Annotated in this window: 17 protein-coding genes and 1 pseudogene; 7 read left to right on the forward strand and 11 right to left on the reverse strand. The window is 63.8% G+C overall.

Annotated elements, in window-relative coordinates; genetic code table 11:
• Positions 1-127 precede the first annotated feature (127 nt).
• Entirely contained in the window at positions 128-970 is an 843-nt protein-coding gene (locus tag C2L66_RS38305) for a DMT family transporter (RefSeq protein WP_060609438.1), read from the reverse strand.
• Between the two features lie 121 nt (positions 971-1,091).
• Between C2L66_RS38305 and C2L66_RS42035 the strand changes: the two are divergent.
• Positions 1,092-1,306: pseudogene (locus C2L66_RS42035) on the forward strand (hypothetical protein); the annotation flags it as partial.
• A gap of 100 nt (positions 1,307-1,406) precedes the next feature.
• Here C2L66_RS42035 and C2L66_RS38315 read toward each other — a convergent pair.
• Complete coding sequence (locus C2L66_RS38315) at positions 1,407-2,330, reverse strand: LysR family transcriptional regulator (RefSeq protein WP_054931310.1); 924 nt, start codon at positions 2,328-2,330, stop codon at positions 1,407-1,409.
• 167 nt (positions 2,331-2,497) lie between these two features.
• Between C2L66_RS38315 and C2L66_RS38320 the strand changes: the two genes are divergently transcribed.
• From C2L66_RS38320 to C2L66_RS38335, 4 genes are read left to right on the forward strand one after another with little or no spacing between them, the layout of a single operon-like run.
• Entirely contained in the window at positions 2,498-3,400 is a 903-nt protein-coding gene (locus tag C2L66_RS38320) for an intradiol ring-cleavage dioxygenase (RefSeq protein WP_060609441.1), read from the forward strand.
• Positions 3,397-3,720: a Dabb family protein gene (locus tag C2L66_RS38325; RefSeq protein ID WP_098021701.1), complete on the forward strand. Its 324-nt coding sequence runs from the start codon at positions 3,397-3,399 to the stop codon at positions 3,718-3,720. Before C2L66_RS38320 ends, C2L66_RS38325 begins: the two co-directional genes overlap by 4 nt.
• A complete protein-coding gene (locus C2L66_RS38330) occupies positions 3,707-4,777 on the forward strand; it encodes a maleylacetate reductase (protein ID WP_060609452.1) in 1,071 nt (356 codons plus the stop codon). The genes C2L66_RS38325 and C2L66_RS38330 overlap by 14 nt, the downstream gene beginning before the upstream one ends.
• Before the next feature lie 34 nt (positions 4,778-4,811).
• The gene (locus C2L66_RS38335; RefSeq protein WP_054931376.1) at positions 4,812-5,210 is read left to right on the forward strand and encodes a DoxX family protein; all 399 of its coding nucleotides are present in this window, start codon (positions 4,812-4,814) and stop codon (positions 5,208-5,210) included.
• A gap of 158 nt (positions 5,211-5,368) precedes the next feature.
• Here C2L66_RS38335 and C2L66_RS38340 read toward each other — a convergent pair whose 3' ends face one another.
• The 4 genes from C2L66_RS38340 to C2L66_RS38355 are packed head-to-tail and all read right to left on the reverse strand — an operon-like array spanning position 5,369 to position 10,495.
• Entirely contained in the window at positions 5,369-7,642 is a 2,274-nt protein-coding gene (locus C2L66_RS38340) for a xanthine dehydrogenase family protein molybdopterin-binding subunit (RefSeq protein ID WP_060609455.1), read from the reverse strand.
• Entirely contained in the window at positions 7,639-8,103 is a 465-nt protein-coding gene (locus tag C2L66_RS38345) for a (2Fe-2S)-binding protein (RefSeq protein WP_082670522.1), read from the reverse strand. Before C2L66_RS38345 ends, C2L66_RS38340 begins: the two co-directional genes overlap by 4 nt.
• A 59-nt stretch (positions 8,104-8,162) precedes the next feature.
• Positions 8,163-9,527 carry an MFS transporter gene (locus C2L66_RS38350; RefSeq protein WP_060609460.1) on the reverse strand — a complete coding sequence of 455 codons (1,365 nt, stop codon included), beginning with the start codon at positions 9,525-9,527 and terminating at the stop codon, positions 8,163-8,165.
• Complete coding sequence (locus C2L66_RS38355) at positions 9,524-10,495, reverse strand: amidohydrolase family protein (RefSeq protein ID WP_060609463.1); 972 nt, start codon at positions 10,493-10,495, stop codon at positions 9,524-9,526. Before C2L66_RS38355 ends, C2L66_RS38350 begins: the two co-directional genes overlap by 4 nt.
• Positions 10,496-10,706: 211 nt before the next feature.
• On the opposite strand from C2L66_RS38355, the gene C2L66_RS38360 reads away from it, so the two are divergent.
• A complete protein-coding gene (locus C2L66_RS38360) occupies positions 10,707-11,237 on the forward strand; it encodes a MarR family winged helix-turn-helix transcriptional regulator (RefSeq protein ID WP_054931315.1) in 531 nt (176 codons plus the stop codon).
• A gap of 217 nt (positions 11,238-11,454) precedes the next feature.
• On the opposite strand, the gene C2L66_RS38370 is transcribed toward C2L66_RS38360, so the two are convergent.
• Entirely contained in the window at positions 11,455-12,480 is a 1,026-nt protein-coding gene (locus C2L66_RS38370) for an SDR family oxidoreductase (RefSeq protein ID WP_060609466.1), read from the reverse strand.
• Positions 12,481-12,619: 139 nt separating this feature from the next.
• On the opposite strand from C2L66_RS38370, the gene C2L66_RS38375 reads away from it, so the two are divergent.
• A complete protein-coding gene (locus tag C2L66_RS38375) occupies positions 12,620-13,666 on the forward strand; it encodes an AraC family transcriptional regulator (RefSeq protein ID WP_082670523.1) in 1,047 nt (348 codons plus the stop codon).
• Between the two features lie 124 nt (positions 13,667-13,790).
• Here the strand turns inward: C2L66_RS38375 and C2L66_RS38380 are convergent, their stop codons facing one another.
• The 4 genes from C2L66_RS38380 to C2L66_RS38395 form a co-directional block, all read right to left on the reverse strand.
• Positions 13,791-14,921, reverse strand: a complete 1,131-nt coding sequence (locus C2L66_RS38380) for a sensor histidine kinase (RefSeq protein ID WP_060609469.1) — start codon at positions 14,919-14,921, stop codon at positions 13,791-13,793.
• A 430-nt stretch (positions 14,922-15,351) separates the two neighbouring features.
• A complete protein-coding gene (locus C2L66_RS38385; protein ID WP_082670524.1) occupies positions 15,352-17,799 on the reverse strand; it encodes a hybrid sensor histidine kinase/response regulator in 2,448 nt (815 codons plus the stop codon).
• Between the two features lie 341 nt (positions 17,800-18,140).
• Positions 18,141-18,740, reverse strand: a complete 600-nt coding sequence (locus C2L66_RS38390; protein ID WP_060609472.1) for an NADPH-dependent F420 reductase — start codon at positions 18,738-18,740, stop codon at positions 18,141-18,143.
• 27 nt (positions 18,741-18,767) lie between these two features.
• On the reverse strand, positions 18,768-19,535 hold the full coding sequence (locus C2L66_RS38395; protein WP_060610624.1) for an SDR family NAD(P)-dependent oxidoreductase: 768 nt from the start codon (positions 19,533-19,535) through the stop codon (positions 18,768-18,770).
• Positions 19,536-19,548: the final 13 nt, after the last annotated feature.

Raw genomic sequence — 19,548 nt, forward strand, 5'->3', positions numbered from 1 at the left:
GGTCCGACGGTCATGCCGCGCGACGTATCCGCCGGGCACCGACTACGTTCAAGCATGACGCTCTCCTTCGCATAGGCATCGAATCGTGCGGCCCGCACAAAAAACCCGCGATGCATTTGCCTTCATGTCAAAGTCCCAGACAAACCGCGCCGGCGGCTACGACGACGCACGCGAGCCATCGCTTTGCGCTTACCGTTTCGCGCAGAAACACTCGCCCGATCAGCACCGCGAACACCACGCTGGTCTCGCGCAACGCCGATACTGCGCCCATCGCGCCCGACTGCATCGCCCAGATCACGATGCCGTACGCGGCGATCGACACCAGCCCGCCGACCAGCGACGAACCGATCGACAACGGCTCGGCGCGCACTGGCGTCCATAGCGGCGCAAACCCGCGCGTTGCGACGAACAGCAGCGGCATCAGCCAATAGAAGAGGAACATCCACGCGGTGTAGGTGAGTGACCGGCCGTCGGACAACCTCACGCCGATGCCGTCGATCACGGTATAGAGCGCGATCGTCGCGCCCGTCGTCAGCGCGGCCAGCGTCCCCGCGCGCGACACCTGACGCCCCTGCAGCGCAATCGCGATGATCCCGCCTGAGATCATCACGACGCCGAGCGCGTGCAGCGGGCCGATCGCCTCGTGCGCGAAGAGCGCCGCGCCGAGCGTGACGAGCAGCGGCGACGAGCCGCGCGCGATCGGATACGCGAGCGCCAGGTCGTTGTGGCGATACGAGCGCACGAGACTCACGTTGTACAACACGTGCACGAGCCCCGATGCGCCGATGTACGGCCACGCGGCGCGGGTCGGCCACGGCGTGGACAGCGCGATCAGCGTGGAAACGGCCGCGATGGCGATGCTCATCCACGTCATCGAAAAAAAGCGGTCGCGGTTGCCGTGCAGCATTGCGTTCCAGCTTGCGTGAAGCATCGCGGCGAAAAGCACGATGCCGCTGGTGTAACTGAGCATGCGGATGTCGGATTGGAGAGGAACAAGATGGCTTCATTTATTTCAACGAGAAGGATATCGATCTCGTAGCCCGCTAACAAACCAGATAATTTGCCTGTTCGCGTTAGATAAACTCATTCGAATGAAGCGCGCATTGCCGCCGCTCAATTCACTACGGGCGTTCGAGGCTGCGGGCGACCCGGCAATCTTAGGTAAGCCGCCGCTGGGCTGCACGCGATGCACGGCACCCGAGCCGTTTCCCGATCCCTGTCCGTGAAGGTGCCGGCGACATTCACACTGCGCTGGCTGGTGCCGCGACTGGCGAAATTCCGTGCCGACCATCCCGACATGAACGTCGACGCTATTCTGCAGGCATTGTTCCGTGCTCCGCGGCGACAGGAACTGCGCCGAGACGGATTTGCAAGACCTTGCTCACTCGCGCAAACGCGCTCCGCCGTCACGCACCGCGTACATGCCACGAAGCCTGCAGATCGGACGACTTCATATGTTCTCGCAGCGCCTCGGCAAACACGCGAATCTTCGCCGGCTGATGGCGCCGGCTCTGATACGCGAGATTGACGGTGAGCGGCGGCAACTGCCAGTCTTCGAGCACCGGCACGAGCCGCCCTGCGACGATGTCGTCGCGCACGATGTAGAGCGGCTGGACCAGAATGCCCATGCCTGCGCGGGCCGCCGCGCAGATCACCTGGCCTTCGTTCGATTCGAACACGGGCGTGATGCGCACTTCCCGCAACTGGTCGCCTTTGTGCAGATGCAAGACATACGGATCGGCTGCGTGCGTGTAGACCAGCAGATCATGCGAGGCCAGTGCTTCCGGTGTCTCGGGCCAGCCGCGTCGAGCCAGGTACGCCGGCGATGCCGCGAACACGCGGCGTGTCTGCGCCAGTTTCTGCACCATCATGCCCGAATCGCCTTCGTGTTCACGCGTGCGCACCGCGACGTCGATGCCTGCCTCGATGAAGTTCGGATAGCGGTTGGCCGCTTCGATCTGCACGCGCAACTCGGGGTTGCATTCGTGAAAGCCCGGCAGCCACGGCGCGATGTGCAACAACGCAAACGACACCGAGCACGTGACGCGCAATACGCCGCGAGGGCGCGCGCTCAGTTCCCCCGCTGCGGCATCGGCGGCGGCCGCTTCGGCGAGCAGCGCGCTGCATCGCCGATGATACTCGCGACCGGCATCGGTGAGCCACAGGCGCCGCGTCGTGCGTTCGAGAAGCCGCACGCCGAGCCGGTTCTCGAGCGCGCTCAGCATCCGGCTCGCCGCCGCGTTCGACAGGCAGAGCCGCTCTGCCGCGCGCGTCAGGCTGCCGAGATCGGCGGTCAATACGAAAAATTCCATCTGTGCGAAGCGATCCATGACGACTCTCTCTTGTGATCTCTCTTGTGATCTCTCTTGTGATCTCTCTTGTGATCTCTCTTGTGATCGCCGCTTTTATCCGCTGAGCGGAAGAATGTTTTCCGCGACGATCATATTTCTCAACACGCGGCACGATTACAGTACCGGGACACTTGTGGAGGAGACCTATGCGCAACATCAACGAAGACACCATCACCCAGGCCGTGATCGCGTCCATGTCGCACTGCGACGACGAGCGCCTGCGCACTGTCATGACGAGCCTCGTGCAGCATCTGCATGCCTTTGCGCGCGACGTGAAGCTCACCGAGGACGAGTGGTTCCATGCGATCCGCTTTCTCACCGAGGCCGGTCATATCACCGACGATCGCCGCCAGGAATTCGTGCTGCTGTCCGACACGCTGGGCCTGTCCATGCTCGTGACGACGCAGAATCACCGCAAGCCGGCTGCGTGCACGGAAGCCACCGTGCTCGGCCCGTTCTTCGTGGCGGGTGCGCCGGAATACGCGCCCGGCGACGACATTGCGAACGGCGCAGTCGGCGCACCATGCTTCGTCAGCGGCAGCGTGGTCGGGTTCGACGGCGAGCCGGTCGGCGGCGCGCAACTCGACGTATGGCAATCCGACGAACACGGCTTCTACGACGTGCAACACGACGCGGACCCGACAGGCCGCATCGAGCCACAAGCGCGCGGCCGTCTGCGCACCGCTGCCGACGGCACGTTCCATTTCCGCTCGATCCTCGCGCAAGCCTATCCAATCCCACATGACGGCCCGGTCGGCAGGATGCTCGACGCGCTCGGCCGGCATCCGTGGCGGCCCGCGCATCTGCACTTCTGGATTCAGGCCGACGGCTACGAACCACTGATCACCCATGTGTTCCGCAACGGCGATCGCTACCTCGACAGCGACGCGGTGTTCGGCGTGCGCTCGTCGCTGGTGGTCGACTGGAACCGGCACGAAGCGGGCATCGCGCCCGACTCCACGCGGATGGACGTGCCCTTCTACACGCTCGATTACCGCTTCGTGTTGAACCCACGCAAGCCGGCCAACCCGCAAGGAGACAACACGTGATCCGCCATGTCGTGATGTGGAAGCTGCGCGGCGACTCGCCCGTCGAGCGCGACGCCGCGCGCAGGCTCGTGAAGACATCGGTGGAAGCGATGCGCGGCGAGATTCCCGGCATGCTGTCGATCGAACTCGGTCTCGATATGAGCGGCGTCGACTACGCGTGCGATGCCGTGCTCGTCGCCGATTTCGAATCGCAGAGCGCGCTGGATGGCTACGCGACGCATCCCGCCCATCTGCGCATGAAAGCGGCGCTCGGCGATATTCGTATCGCGCGCTTTCAGGTCGACTATGCAATCGAGGACACGCGTCATGCACACCACTGAGTTCGTCTATACAGGCCGCGCCGTGCGTGTGGTGTTCGGCGCCGGCAAGCGTTCGACCCTCGCCGATGAAGTGCGTCTGCTCGGCGCCCGTCGCGCGCTCGTGATCTGCGGTGCGGAGCAGCGCGCGCTGGGCGAAGCGCTTTCGGACGCGCTCGGAAGCGCGAGCGCAGGGCTCTTCGATCGCGCCGCGATGCACGTGCCGGCCGCGCTGGCCCGCGAGGCGCGCGAGGCCGCCGCACAACTGCGCGCGGATTGCCTGATCGCGGCGGGCGGCGGCTCCGCAATCGGCCTTGCGAAAGCCATTGCGCTGACGAGCGGGCTGCCCGTGATCGCCGTACCGACCACTTACGCAGGCAGCGAGATGACGCCCATCTACGGTCTCACGGAAGACGGCCTGAAGCGCACGGGCAGCGACATGAGCGTGCTGCCCCGAACCGTCGTCTACGATCCCGAACTCACCTTGACGCTGCCCGCCGCGCTGTCGCTGACGAGCGGCATCAATGCCATCGCACATGCGGCCGAAGGTCTGTACGCACGCGACGCGAATCCCGTCACGAGCCTGTTCGCGCATGAGGGTATCGCCGCCCTCGCGCGCAGTCTGCCGACAATCGCGCGCACGCCCTCGGACCGTGAAGCGCGTGCCGATGCGTTGTACGGCGCGTGGCTGTGCGGCTCGGTGCTCGGCTCGGTTGGCATGTCGCTGCATCACAAGCTCTGTCATACGCTCGGCGGCAGTTTCGATTTGCCGCATGCGCCGACACACACGGCCGTACTCGCGCACGCGCTTGCGTACAACGCGAGCGCCGCGCCGCACGCGATGGCACGCATTGCCGACGCGCTCGGCTGCGACGACGCGCCCGCCGGCATTTATGCGCTCGCGCGCGACCACGGCGCGCCCGTTTCGCTTGCCGCGCTTGGCATGCGCGAGGCAGATCTGGACCGCGCCGCCGATCTCGCCTGCCAGAACGCCTACTGGAATCCGCGCCCGATCGAACGGGCGCCCATCCGCGCGCTGCTGCAGCGAGCGTTCGACGGCGCGCCGCCCGCGCTTTCCTGACATGTCAATCTTCACCAGCAAGGACACCTCGACGATGAATACACTCGCTACGCATCCCGCCAGACTGCGCATTGCCTGCACGCTGATGGCCGCACTGTTCCTGATATCCGGCATCCGCAAGCTGCTCACGTGGTCGGCGACGACGGGCTATTTCGCGAAACTCGGCCTGCCGATGGCGGAAGCGATCGTGCCGCTCGTGATACTGCTCGAGATTGGCGGCTCGCTGGCCCTGATCTTCGGCTGGCGCCTGCGGGAAATCGCGCTGATTCTCGCTGTCTACACGCTCATGACCGCGTTCGTCGCGCATCGCTTCTGGGACGCCGATCCGGCGCAATTCAATCCGCAACTGAACAACTTCTTCAAGAACATCGCGATGGTCGGCGGCTTTTTGCTGCTGATCGAGCCGCGTTCGGGCACGTCGGCGCGCGAGTGATCGAACAAAGTACGCGCTTGCCGCCTCGCGTCGGCTAAAGCTGATTGATCGCCGAGCCCGCCGCCGGTTTATCCGGCAGCGGGCTCTTCGCTTTTAAGCCCGGCGAACGATGATGAACACGCAGCGCGGCAACTGGCGACAAGCCGCGCTTTCGCCATTCAAGCTGCAACGAAAGCCGCCTTGACCCGCTGCGGCGTCATCGGCAAATCGCGCACGCGGCCGCCGGTCGCCGCCGCAACCGCATTGGCCAGCGCCGCCGCGGCGGGTCCCACGGAGAACTCGCCCGCACCTAGCGACGGCATGTCCGGCCTGTCGATCAGCACGATATCGACGGGCGGCACATCTTCGAAGGTGAAGACTGGATAGTCGGCCCAGCCGCGCGTCGTGATCTCGCGCCGGTCGAAACTCACGCGCTCCTTCAGCGACCAGCTGAGCGCCTGCAGCACACCGCCCTCGATCTGGTTCTTCGCCCCGTCAGGATTGATGACGCGACCGAGATCAGCGGCCATGGCGACGCGCGTGATCTTCACCGCGCCGCTCTCGCGCTCCACGTCCACATCCACGATCACCGCCGCATACGCCTGTATGCTCTTGTAACGCGAATAAGCGAGACCGCGCCCTCGTCCTGGTGGCAGTTTTTCGTCCGCGCGCCAGTTCGCCTTTGCGAGCGCCGCATCGAGCACGGCCAACGCGCGCGGATCAGTGAGATGCGCGCGGCGGAACGCGGCGGGGTCGGCATTCGCGGCGATTGCCAGTTCGTCCATGAACGACTCGATCGCGAAGACGTTGCCGAACGCGCCGAGCGTGCGCAGCGAACTGGTGCGGATCGGCGATTCAAGCAGCAGATGATTGACCACGCGCTGTCGCGGCAACGCATACACCGACACCGCGTTGCGATCGCCGTTTCCGAATGGCTGGGGAATGCGCAGGAACGGCGACGGCGTGAACGGCTTCTGCAGATGCCAGGCAGCGAGCAGATTGATGCCGCCGGGCTGGCCGGGACGCGCCGCGTGCGTGTTGCTCCACACGTCGTACTGCCAGTCTGCGATGCGGCCTTGCGGCGTCAGCGCGGCCCGGATGCGCATCGACATCGCGGGACTGATCGGCGCCCACGCGAATTCGTCGTCGCGCATCCATTGCAGCTTCACGGGACGGCCCGCGACGGCACGTGCGAGCAGCGCCGCATCGAGCGCCACGTCGTCCGCGCCGTTGTGGCCATAGCAGCCCGAACCCGGCACATGCACCACATCGACGGAATCGACAGGCATGCCGAGCACCGTCGCAAGATCGCCGCGCAGCGGATACGCGCCCTGCGTGTGCGACCACACCGTCATGCGCGCGCCTTTGAGCCACGCGAGCGCACATGAAGGCCCGATCGAAGCCTGCGACAGATACGGCCGCGAGTAATCCGCTTCGATCCAGCGGACATCCGAAGGCACGGGCGCATCCTGGCCAGTCGCCGCCGCGACGGTGTCTTCGCTGCGCCAGCTGCGCAGTGCGGCCGGCAATGCGTCGACATCGGGATGATCGGCGTGCGCGTCGCTCCAGCGGGCTGCGTTCGCGAGCACCGCGCGCGCGGCGATTGCCTGTTCTTCACGTTCTGCGGCGAGCGCGAGAAAACCGCCGTCACGGATCACCGCGACCACGCCTGGCATCGCCCGCGCCTTCTCGAGATCGACGTCGATCAGCGCGGCGCCCGCGCGCGGCGGACGCACCACGCGGCCGAACAGCATGCTGGGCAAGCGCATGTCCTGCACAAAGGCGGCACCGCCCGTGAACTTTGCCGGCAGATCGATGCGTGGAATGGAACGACCAATCAACCGATAGTCGGCAGGCTGCTTGACGGGCGCATCGCCCGTCACCGCGCGATCCAGCAGCGACCGCTCGCCGCGCACCAGGTCGCCGTAGCGCACGGTGCGGCCATCCGGCGCGTGGATCACGCCGGCGCGTACGCTCAGCGCGTCGGCAGCGACGCCGAGTTGCCGCGCCGCCGCGCCGACCAGCACCGCGCGCGCCTGCGCGCTCGCGGCCTGCAACGCCGCGCCGCTCTGTTCGACGGACTGGCTGCCGTAGGTGTAGCCCTCGTTCGGGCCACGGGACGTGTCGGCGGAGAGAATCGATACGCTCGCGAAGTCGACGTCCAGTTGCTCCGCGGCGATTTGCGTGAGCGCAGTCAGGATGCCCTGCCCGAGTTCGGCCTTGCCCGTGAAGACTGTCACGTGACCCCGATCGTCGATGCGAATCCAGCCGGTCAGTCGCGGGTTTTCTCGGAAGCTGACGGGCATCGGCGCCTTCTGCGCGCCTTGCGCGGACGTTTGCGCATTCGAAGCGAACGGCGCGAGCGAGAACAGCGCCACCAACGCGCCCGCCTGTTTGCCAAAGCGGCGGCGCGATGGAGAAAAGCGTGAGGATGATGTGTCAGTGGCGTTCATGCGCGCATCGCCTCCGCTGCCCGCAACACTGCGCGCACGATCCGGTTGTGCGCGCCGCAACGGCATTTCTGCCCGGCCAGCGCGGCGCGCACCGCGCTCTCGTCGGCGTGCGGGTTCGCCTCCAGCAATGCCCGGGCCGCCATCAGCATGCCGCTGGAACAGTAACCGCACTGCGCCGCCTGCTCGGCGATGAAGGCCTGCTGCAACGGGTGCGGATGCTCAGGTGTGCCGAGCCCCTCGACCGTCGTCACGGGCTCCCCGCGCACGGCGCCGACCGGGAACACGCACGAGCGCACGGGTGTCTTGCCGAGCATCACCGTACATGCACCGCATTGCGCCTGTCCGCAGCCGAACTTGGCGCCGTTCAGCGCGAGATCGTTGCGCAGCACATAAAGCAGCGGCGTCTCTGGCGCCGCGGGAACAGTGTGCCGTTGCCGGTTCACCAGCAGCGAAATCGTCATCGGAATACCTCAGTGGGAAAGGAAGAAGTACGACGGCGACGCGAGCCGCGCATTCAGGCTCAGGCGGCTTCCGTCGATGGCTTGGGCGTCAGCATGAGGCGCCCGTCGCGCGACATGGCGTACAACATCAGCGACGACAGCAGCGCGGGAATGGCTGCCGCGTAGAAGAGTTGCTGCGCGCTCCAGTGCAGTTGCATCAGCGAGCCCGCGACGATCGGCCCGACGATCGACCCGGCACGGCCAATGCCGAGAGACCAGCCGACGCCCGTCGCGCGCAGCGTCACGGGATAAAGCGCGGCCGACAGCGCATTGTTCGCCGGCTGTCCGCCGACGATCGCAAAGCCGCTCGCCGCGACGATGGCCAGCAGCATCGGCAGCGAAGCGGCGACGTGACTGACCGAGAGGATCGTCACGGTCGCGACGAGATAAGCCGGCACGAGCACGCGAAAGAAACCCCAGTGGTCGATCAACGGTCCCATGGCGACCGTGCCGATCACGCCGCCGACCTGCAGCGTCGTGCCGATGACGGCGGCGTCGGCGACGCCATAGCCGAAGTCGGTTGCGATGGTCGGCAGCCAGTTCGCAAGAAAGAACAGGTTCACCAGGTTCATGAAATTGACGCCCCACGCGAGCAGCGTGACGCGCGCGCGGCCGTCCGCGAAGAGCGCGGCGACAGAGCTTCCCGTACACGCGCGCACGGGCGCGGCAAAACGCGTGTGCATCGCCACGCGCACGGAAGGCGCGACGCGCTGCAACAGCGCGCCAACCCGGGCGGCAGGCGCACCGCGCGCGATCAGGAACTGCATCGATTCCGGCAGCGTGAACGCCATGACGGCGGCGATCAGAAGCGGCACGACGCCGCCGAGCGCAAACACCGCGCGCCAGCCGGCGACGGGAATCAGCAGCGCCGACACGACGCCGCCGAACGCCGCGCCAAGCGTGAAGCCGCACGACACCCACATGGTCAACGTCGCGCGCTTGCGGGCCGGGCTGTACTCGCTGACGAGCGCCACCGCGTTACCCATGATCCCGCCGAGGCCGACGCCCGTCACGAAACGCAGCGCGAGCAGATGTGTGAGCGAACCCGCGAAGGCGGTGGCGATCATCATCGCGCCGACGAACGCCGTGCAGCCGAGCAGCACCGGGCGACGGCCTACGCGGTCGGCAAGCGGCCCCATCGCCAGTGAACCGATCAGCATGCCGACGAGGCTCGCGCCGAACACCGGCCCCATCGCCGCGCGCGACACCTGCCACGATGCGATCAGCGCCGGCGCAACGAAACCCATCGACTGCACGTCGAATCCGTCGACCACCACGCACAGCGCGATCAATACCATCAGCCGCTTCTGGAACGCGCCGACCGGCTGCGCGTCGATGGTGGCGGCGACGTCGATTGCGTCCGGCTGTTGCGCGCGCGTGTTCATGCAAGACCAAACAGGCGGCGCGCGTTGTCCCGGCCAATCTTGTGCCGGTCGTTCTCGCTGATCTCGCAGCGATCGAACCAGCGCGCTGCGTCCTCGTGCTTTTCGAACGGATAGTCGACCGAGTACATGATGCGGTCGCTGCCGACTTCGAGCATCGTCGAAAGCAGGGTCGGCGTGCGGAAATTGCCGCTCGTCGTGATGTACACGTTCTCCCGCAGGTATGCGCCGATCTCACGTTCGCATGGCATGCCGCGGCGGCCCTTGCGCAGGATGTGATCGATACGCCAGACGTTGAACGGAATGCCCTCGCCGAAATGGCCGAGAATCATCTGCAAGCGGGGATGACGGTCGAAAAGCCCACTCGACAGCAGGCGCAGCGCGTGCATGCTGGTTTCGGCCGCAAACGCCCATGTCGGGCCCGTCAGCCAGTGCGCACCGTCGAATATCTTCGCGTGCGACAGCAGCGGGTCGCGCGGATGCATGTAGAACGGCTTGTTCAGCGCGGCGGCGCGTGCCCAGAAGCCCTCATAGCGCGGATCGTCGTAGTAGACGACCGTCTCTGCGTCGCCGACCTGCGAGAAGCCGTTTACCAGAAAGCCGTGAAAGCCCAGCTCGTTCACGCAGCGCTCGAGTTCGCGCGCGGCGAGTTCGGGGTCCTGCATGGGCAACGCGGCAAAACCGCCGAAGCGCGTCGGATGACGGTTGATCTGCTCGGCGAGCACGTCGTTGGCGCGGCGCGCAACGTCGTTGGCCTGGCCGGCGTCCGGAATCGCCTGTACGGCCGGCGAGTTCAGCGACAGGATCGAATATGCGGTGCCCCATTCTTCCATCTGTTCGAGGCGCTGCTGCTCGAAGTCGAGCAGATTGGCGCGCAGCGTCGTCCACACTTCCGGACGTGCATATACCTGCGAGTCGGCGATGGTCTGGTCGATGGCGAAGTGTTCTTCCAGCGCGATCTTGTCTTTCATGGTACAGGTCTCAGGTAATTTACTTGAAAAATCATCTAAATTTCCGGAAAGTATATATTTGATTTTTCAACTATAAACCAGGGATTACCCGTGCGGTGTTTCTTACATTCATGTCTCAAAGCGCATGAAAACACGAGCTGGATGCGGTCGTACCTGTCGCGCCCCGCCTATGGTATATACTTGCATCTTCAACTATAAAACATGGCATGACATGAAGAAGCCGAACCCGCCGCTCATCGAGCATGATCTGGAACGCGCTATTCCGTACCTGGTTGCGCGCGCGGGCAGTCGGATGGGCAGTTCATTTTCGAAAGTGCTGCGCGACTACGGCCTGTCGCTTAGCGAATGGCGCGTGTGCGCGTCGCTTGGGCATCGTCCGCATCAACGGCTGTCGGAACTGGTCGAACGCGCTTGCGTCGACATGTCCGCGCTTTCGCGTATCGTCGATCGCCTCATCGCGCAAGGCCTGGTGTTGCGCGAAAAAAGTTCGGCGGATGGACGCGCCGTGCAGCTCTCGCTTACCGCCGAAGGCGCGAGGTTGACGCGCAAAATCGTGCCGCTTGCGAAGCACTTCGAAGTCACGGCGCTGAACTGCTTCAGTCAGGTGGAAATCGACTTCCTGCGCGATCTGCTGGAGCGCCTGTACGCGAACGCAGAGTCGCTCGAACATTTCACCGGGCTTCCGGTGGAAACGTCTGCAGACTCGAACCAGCAGCCCGTTCGTTCTCGCGTACGCCGCTGAGTTCTCTGTCGCCAGCTTCGGAAGCAGCCCGCGCAATATGCCGATATGCTGTCGGAGCGTGTCCGGACATGCGTCTGAAGGCGTGACTGAGCGGACACAACGATTCGGACTCAAAGACCTGTTAGCGGTCACTGACGCTATTCGAACGTGCGCTCAACGCAATCCCTCATCAATTTGATATCCGAAGCAATGGCCTCGTTTTGCCAGAGCGCGACGGCTAAGCCCCGAGCAGATTCAGCCGGACGAGGCTCTCGGCGGTCGCAACGATGGCGTCCTCGGCCGAACGCGGCTTCCAGCCGAGACGTGCTCTCGCCTTCGCGCTCGTGGCGTTCATGTTGACTCCCAGCAGAGGTGCGATGGCCTTCAGCTGAGGGTTCTTCCGCGCGCCGAGTCGAACGAGCCAGTTGGGCAACACGCGCGTCGAAACCTTGCTGGCCGCCGGCCCCATGCGCCTGCGCAGAATCCTGGCGACATCGGCCAACCACAGGCTTTCGCCCGCGGACGCGAGAAAGCGCTCCCCATCGGCAGTCGGCGCCAACATGGCACGCACATGCAAGTCGGCGACATCGCGTACGTCGACAAAACACGAGTTGAGCCTGGGTATCCCGGGCTGGCCTTCCAGCATATTCTTGATCATTCGAATGGAATGCGAGTAATCCGGGCCGAGGGCGGGACCTAAAACAGTCGTGGGATTGACGGCAGTCATCTCCAGTCCGTTGCCCTCCTGCTTCACGAATTCCCAGGCAGCCTGCTCTGCGAGTGTCTTTGACCGTTGATAGGGCGCGAGGTCGCTTTGCAGATTACTCCAATCGTTATCGTTGAAAGGCCTGTTGAGTGGCTCGTGGCCGCAGCCAACAGCGCCGAACGCAGAAGTCAGCACGAGGCGCTTCACACCTGCGTCGCGCGCTGCCCGCAAGACTCGCAGATTGCCTTCGACAGCGGGCTTATTCCAGTCGTTCTGGGTGGCGTAGTTGCCCGACGGCGTTGAAGAAGCGCAGTGAATGACATAGGTACAGCCGCGCATTGCCTCGGCCCATCCCTCGTCGGAACCGAGATCTGCCGCGACGAACGACAACAGATCTCCTGGTTCTGCACCGCCCGTCTTCAGGTTCTCCCGGACTTCTGCTTCCCGCGACAAGTTGAAGGTTGTGCGGATCTGATAGCCCTGACTCAGCAAAGCCAGCATGCAATGCTGAGCGATAAACCCGGTTCCGCCGGTGACGAGTACCATTTCCTGGTCCATTTTTGATCCTTGGGTTAAGTCGTTTGAATCAGTCGGCCGGCTCAGCGATCAACCGCGTAGCCCTACATCTGCAGGGCAATTCATCGTCGAAGCTGCCGCCAGACAGGCAGCACGATAAGCCACGCTCGCCGTGCTGAGAATGCTTGAAAGTACGTTTTGCTTGTGCAAGAGTACGAAGATGACGACCGATCCGTTCTCCGACATCCTCAAACTGACGCAGGCTCGGAGCCTCGTCACCGGCGGGTTTACGGCTGGTGGGCCATGGGCAGTGCGCTTCCCCGCTCCCGACAAGATCAAGTTTTTTGCAGTTGTGAAAGGGAAGTGCTGGGTACGGCTCGAGGGCGAACCCGAGCCGGTGCGTTTCGAGACGGGCGATGTCGGGTTGCTCTCTGCTCCCCGCTGGTCGATCCTGTCGAGCGATCTGGAGACCGAACCGATTGAAGCGATGGATATCTTCTCTCGCGCCGGACGCTCGACCACGCAGCTAGCAAATGGGAACGAGTTCGCGCACGTCGGAGGACACGTATTGCTTGACCCCGTCAGCGGCCCGCTGCTGCTGGACGTCTTGCCTCCGTGGATCCATATCAAGGCCGCGTCGCCGCAAGCGGCGGTCTTCAGTTGGCTCCTCGACAGACTGGTGGAGGAGCGAGCGGCAGGGCAGCCCGGCTCGCATCTCGCGTCGGCGCAACTGTCGCAGCTGCTGTTCATCGAGATCCTGCGCGCACACGTGGCGAGCTCGGGGCCGCTGAACGCTGGATGGCTGCGCGCGTTGAGCGACGCACGCATCGCTCCTGCGCTCCGTTTGATGCATGAGAGTCCCGCACGGTCGTGGCATCTCGAAGATCTGGCCCAGGCCTGCGCTATGTCGCGAACAACATTTGCGTCTCACTTCAAAGCCGTCGCGGGCGTTGCACCACTGACTTATCTGACCAATTGGCGCATGCGATTGGCGGAACGCGCACTGGGAGACGACGCCACGCCGGTTTCGGTCGTCGCTCAGACACTGGGGTATGCGTCCGAGAGCGCGTTCAGCCACGCTTTCAAGCGCATCACGGGGAGATCGCCAAAGGCCTATCGGACTGCATTGCGTTTGGCAGGCAGGCCCACCATTGGGCGCGACCTACCGTCCACGAGCGGTAGCGCTATTGATCTCACGCTTGCAGTCGAGACGCTTCAGCAAGATTGATGCGGCCAGAGTCGCGTATTGCAGACTAACGATTCAGCCAGCGTTAAACGGGTAATCCGCGAGGAAGCGGCCGCTCACCGGCCAATAGCCATCAGACTTCCGTTTGCTGGCGTCGTAGTCCGGGTCAGCGGTTCGGCACGGCGAACCGCGGGATGTCCACCGTGAAAACCGTTGCGCGCTCATCAGATGCAACCGTAATCGTGCCGCGGTGGGCGTGCGCAATGCACCGGCAGATATACAGGCCAAGCCCCATGCCGGGCGAAGCGCGCTTGCGTTCCCGCGAAGGCGCTGCGCGCGTCAACGGATCGAAGAGGGTGGGCAGTGCGTCGGGCGGTATCGGTTGCCCTCCACTTGAGACAGCGATCTTTATGCGCTCGCCATCGCCCTCCACTTCGACGCGGACAGGCCCAGAGCCATGCTGAACGGCGTTTGCGACCAGGTTGACGACGAGCTGGTTCATGCGTGCGCCGTCGCACGTGCCGATGAGCTCACCTCGGGCTTCCACCCTGATGTGTGAGTCGGGATGCGTGGCGCACACCTCGTCGACCGCGCCGTGGCAGATGCGCTCGAGATCGTGCTGGGCGGGATCAACGGGAAGCGCGTCCCCGAGGCGTGTACGCGTGAAGACGAAAAGATCGTCAACCATCATTTTCACGCGCTCCGCGCTGTGTCGCAGGTTCGCAGCCGCCCGAACGCTGGTCGGCGACAGGTTCTCGTCCTTCAGAACCACGTAGGTCGAGTTGACGATCGCGCCCACTGGCGAGCGCAGATCGTGTGCAAGGACACCCGCGAACAGATCCCTGATACGCTCTGTCGTCTTCGCGAACTGCTGAACCGACTCAGCAACCATCTGATCCACTGCCTCATTGAAACGGATCATCTCCTCAAATGCCGCTGCGTCGAACTGGCAGGTCTGTTGCCATCTGCGCAGGACACTTGCCCGCAACGCACGATATTCCGCCACCAGGGCATTGATCTCGAAGCCGTGCGCGCGCCGGTCGTCGGCGTGTACGCGACCAATCTGGTTGAAGTGCGAATCCGGGCTTGGGCGATGGCCGTAGGATTTGGTCTGTTGCTGCGCTGCAGTCTGCGGTTCCCGCATGTCGGCTGCAATCCCGGTCAGGAGCGCGCGCGCTGAGTTTCGCAATTGCTCGTCGTTGAGCTGGCCGTCCGCGGGGGTCAGTTGGCGCGCAAATGCCGTCCAGTCTTCGACGAGCGGGGCCAGGTTGCTTTCGATGAAGTCCGACAGAGTCATATGTTCCCTCGCCCATCCACGCCTTGGCTTCTTGTGCGCAATAAACAGGCCGCCCCTTGTGTCCGCCCCCTTCCCACGTCCGGAACGGACGATGCTTTGCACGTTGCCAGGCAACTTGAAAAGTATATATCCGCTCATGCCGCTGTCCTCGCCGATTACTCGGTGAACTCAGCGCACGCGCGGTCCCAAAAGGTTCACTCCGCGCCAGCTACTGGTCGTAGATGATCGCAGGGACGAGGCGGAGGCGATCACTGTTTTCCGGGGTCTGTCCGGGTACGACGCAGAACTCGTCCCGGGCAGGAGCGCACTATCCGCGCACTATCCAAAAAGGCGCGTTAGCCTGGAGCCGCATGCGCACGCAGACTCTCTTCATAGCAGGCGGGCGCACTGATTTCGCTGGGAAACCCGGGGCAACGCGGGTCCGAAGGCACTATGATCCAGCGCCCGGTTTATCGCCTGGGTGGCGGATTCTGTCGGCGCCGCCCCCGCCGGCTTTCCGCTTTTCCTGCCGGTAACCGGCTGACTGCAGGGCATCCTGCAACTGCGCGAACGTGTACGGCTTGCGAAGCGCCGACCAGTCGAATGTCATGGTCTGCTGGTCCGGCAGCCTCTTTCCAGAAGCAAAGATGACCTTGAGGCCGGGATGCATGGCCGCTGCGCGGCGCGCCAGTTCCAGCCCGGACATGTCGGGCATGACCACGTCTGTGAGAAGAACGTCGACGTCGATTGCTTCTAGCACTTCGAGAGCTGCCGCTGCGTTTTCGGCACGCCGTGCGTCGATTCCCAGCAGCTGGAGGAGTTCACAGAGCGCGTCGAGCGACGCGCGGTCATCGTCGACCGCGAGGACGCGCAATTCTTCGGGGCGCGAGACGGGACCATTCGGGCCATCGACGGACCCGGTCATCGGCTGTTCCATCGCCTTGCTATCGCCATCACTGTCGCCGAGGACCTGCCGCACTTTCATCGCGAGCTGCTGACGGCTGTACGGTTTGCTGAGCAGTTCCACGCCCGGGTCCAGCCGGCCGCCGTGCACGATAGCGTTCTGTGTGTACCCTGAAGTGAAAAGCACTTTCAGTCCCGGTAGCATCCGGGCGGCTTGCCGTGCCATGTCGGGGCTACGCAACGGCCCCGGCATCACGACATCCGTGAATAGCAGATCGATGTGCACGCCGCTCGCGACGACGGCCAGTGCCTGTTGCGCGTCATTGGCCTTCAACACGGCGTAGCCTAGACCGGTCAGAAGCTCGACGACCGTCGACTGGACCTGCGGATCATCCTCAACCACGAGAATGGTCTCTTCGCCATGCTCTACGCTGCGACTCGTACGAGGCGGGAATTCGACTGCCGTACCGGTCGAGCGGGGTAAATAAATCCTGACGGTTGTTCCTTCGCCAATCTCGCTGTAGAGCTTGATGTGCCCGCCACTCTGTCTGACGAACCCATACGCCATGCTCAGCCCGAGGCCTGTACCCTGGCCTTCCGGTTTCGTGCTGAAGAAGGGATCGAAAGCGCGTTCCATCACTTCCCGGGTCATGCCGGTTCCCGTGTCCGTGACAGCCAGCATGACGTACTGTCCGGGGCTGACGTCAGGAACCGTCGATACATACTCGTCGTCCAGCGTCGCGTTGGCGAGTTCGAGCGTGAGCTTCCCGCCATCCGGCATTGCGTCGCGCGCGTTGATGGCCAGATTCAGAATCACGTTTTCCAGCTGATGGGGATCGGCAAGGATGTTCCAGAGACCGCCCGCGACTACAGACTCGATCTCGATCGTCTCGCCCAGCGCCCTGCGCAACAGGTCGTCCAGCGCGCGAAGCTGGTGTGCGGGATTCATGACGACGGGCGCCAGCGGCTGCTGACGTCCGAAGGCGAGCAGCTGCGAGGCCAGTTTCGCGCCGCGATCCACGGCGTCAATCGCCTTGCCCAGGCGCTCGGCGCTCCAGCTGTCGCGACCGTACCTGCTTTCGAGTACTTCCAGGTTTCCCCGTAGCACCTGCAGTACATTGTTGAAATCGTGCGCGACCCCGCCCGTCAGTTTCCCCAGCGCCTCCATTTTTTGCGCCTGGAACAAAGCACGCTGCGTTTGCTCGAGCAGTTCCGATGCACGCCGACGCTCGGTAATGTCCCGCGTGACCTTCGCAAATCCGACGAGCTCACCATTCTCGCGTATCGCGTCAATGACGACATGCGCCCAGAAGCGGCTGCCGTCCTTCCGCACGCGCCAGCCTTCTGCCTCGAAACGGCCCTCGCGTCTTGCCGTCTCCAGGCCGCGAAATGGCACCCCGGCCGCCACGTCCTCGGGCGCGTAAAACCTCGAAAAATGCGAGCCGACGATCTCGCTTTCGCTGTATCCCTTGATTCGCCGGGCGCCGGAGTTCCAGCTTGTGACCCGCCCGTCGGGCGACAGCCTGAAGATGGCATAGTCGGTGACGCCCTGAACCAGCAGGCGAAAGCTCCGCTCGCTTTCGAGCACGGCATCGTGAGCCGCCTTTTTGTCGCTGACATCCTGAACGACCTTTCCAAAGCCCAGAAGCTGGCCGGTGCTGTCACGAAGTGCTGTCATGACGACATTGGCCCAGAACCTCGAGCCGTCCTTTCGTACACGCCATCCTTCAGTAACATAGCGCCCCGAACTGGCCGCAGCTTTGAGCGCGGCCTCGGGCACGCCCGAGGCACGCTCGGTCTCCGTGTAAAACACGGAGAATGGCTGCCCTATAACTTCATCAGCCGTGTAACCCTGGATACGTTCGCCTCCCGGGTTCCAGGTCATCACGATGCCGTCAGGCGAGAGGGCGAAAATGGAATAGTCGTCAGTCGACTCGGCCCATAGCCGAAGCCAGACAGCGCTAAAGCCAGTGGCGGGTGCTGTGTCGTCGTTCATGTGCGACCGGTGTGCGGATGCCTGCCGGACCAGGTGCCGGGGATAAAAACCGTCACCGTAGCAATTTTTATGCCGGGCAGATGTAACCCGAAGAACGCGAATCTTCATCCACGCCGGTTGCTGTACCGCCCTACTTGTCGAACGCCGCGCCGGTCAACTCTTCGGAAGCTTTGGAGGTCGGGAGTCGGCTCAGCGACGCGCAATCATCGGCGCCCTGCGGATTTCCGTGATCGGCCATGAGGAGGCATTCCGGCGCGTTGCCGTTCGGACGTTCGGATGTCGGTCGTTTTGGGTAATCAGCCATTCCATTCAGCGAAAATATCCGGAAACGGCTCGGTTGTTCATCGGTCGAACGCGATCAAGTCCTTGAAGATCAGGTGACTCCAGCTTTTCCCGCGCGCATGCACAAGCAGTCCGCCCTCAGAAAGCCCGCCGAGCTGGATAGGCGCGAATCCGAGCTGTTCCGCAAGCGTACCCATCTCCGCTGCAGCGCCGCCATCGTCGCTCGCGAGGAACACGACCCTTCTGCCACCGTGTACGGCCGGGTTCTGGCCGAGGACGGCAGCGACCAGATGGTTGAAGCCTTTCACCACCCTCGCTCCGGCAAACACCCTCGCGACGTAAGCGGAGGACGGGACACCGCCCAACTCCTCGAGCGGGGCCTGCGTGTTCATCGCGTCGACAACAGTCTTCCCCTTCCAGTCGGGCAGTGCTTTTGCGACCTCCGGGTGCGACTCAAAACGGACTGCCAAGAAGATGACGTCCGCCTTGACGGCTTCCGCGAGGGTATTGGGAACAATCGTGGGTCCGATCGCGGCCGCGTCGGCTGCAAAGCTTTCCGGGGCGCGCGTGGTTGCAACGACCACTTCGATGCCGTTGCGGGCGAACGCCTTGGCAAGTGCGTGGCCGATCTTGCCGAAGCCAATGATCGCGTATTTCATCAGGTTCTCCTTCGTTTCCGGGTGCGGTCAGAGCTTGTAACCGCCGCTGGCTTCAATCGTTTGGCCGGTCACCCAATGGCCGTCATCGGAGGCCAGGAACGCCACGACGGCGGCGATTTCCGAAGGCTCGCCAAAGCGGCCGAGCGCGATCTGGGCCTCGGCTGCCTTGACGAGTTCGGGGTTCTGGCGAAAATCGGCGTTCGCATCCGTCCGCGTGAAGCCAGGCGCGACGGCGTTCGCGGTGATGCCACGCGGCCCCAGCTCGATAGCGAGCGTATGGGTCAGCGTGTTGATGGCCGCTTTCGCCATCGAGTAGACGGGCGCAGCCGTCACGGGCTTCGTGGCGGCAGCGGAAGAAATGTTGATGATGCGTCCACCATCGGCGAGACGATCGAGAGCGGCCTGAACGATGAAGAAGGGCGCGCGGGCGTAGACCGCCATCAGAGTGTCCCAACTCTCCGGCGTTGCGTCCTTGAAGCCAAGCCAGCCGGAATTGCCAGCGTTGTTGACCAGAATGTCGAGGGCTTTACGTCCGTTGCGCCTGGTGAACTCGTCGTCGAGTCTCTCGAACAAAGTCGGGATGGCCGCCGGATCAACGAGATCCGCATGGACCGCGAACGCGGAGCCTCCCGCGCTCTCGATAGCCGCGATCACCTCGTCCGCGCCGGATTTGCTGGCGTTGTAGGCTAGCGCGACTGTCGCACCATCCTTTGCAAGACGTTCAGCGATGGCGCGGCCAATGCCGCGTGATGCGCCGGTAACGAGCGCTGTTTTGCCCTTTAGTGATCGTGTCATTTGATTGTTCTCC

This window comes from Paraburkholderia caribensis (genome assembly GCF_002902945.1).
GTDB lineage: Bacteria > Pseudomonadota > Gammaproteobacteria > Burkholderiales > Burkholderiaceae > Paraburkholderia > Paraburkholderia caribensis.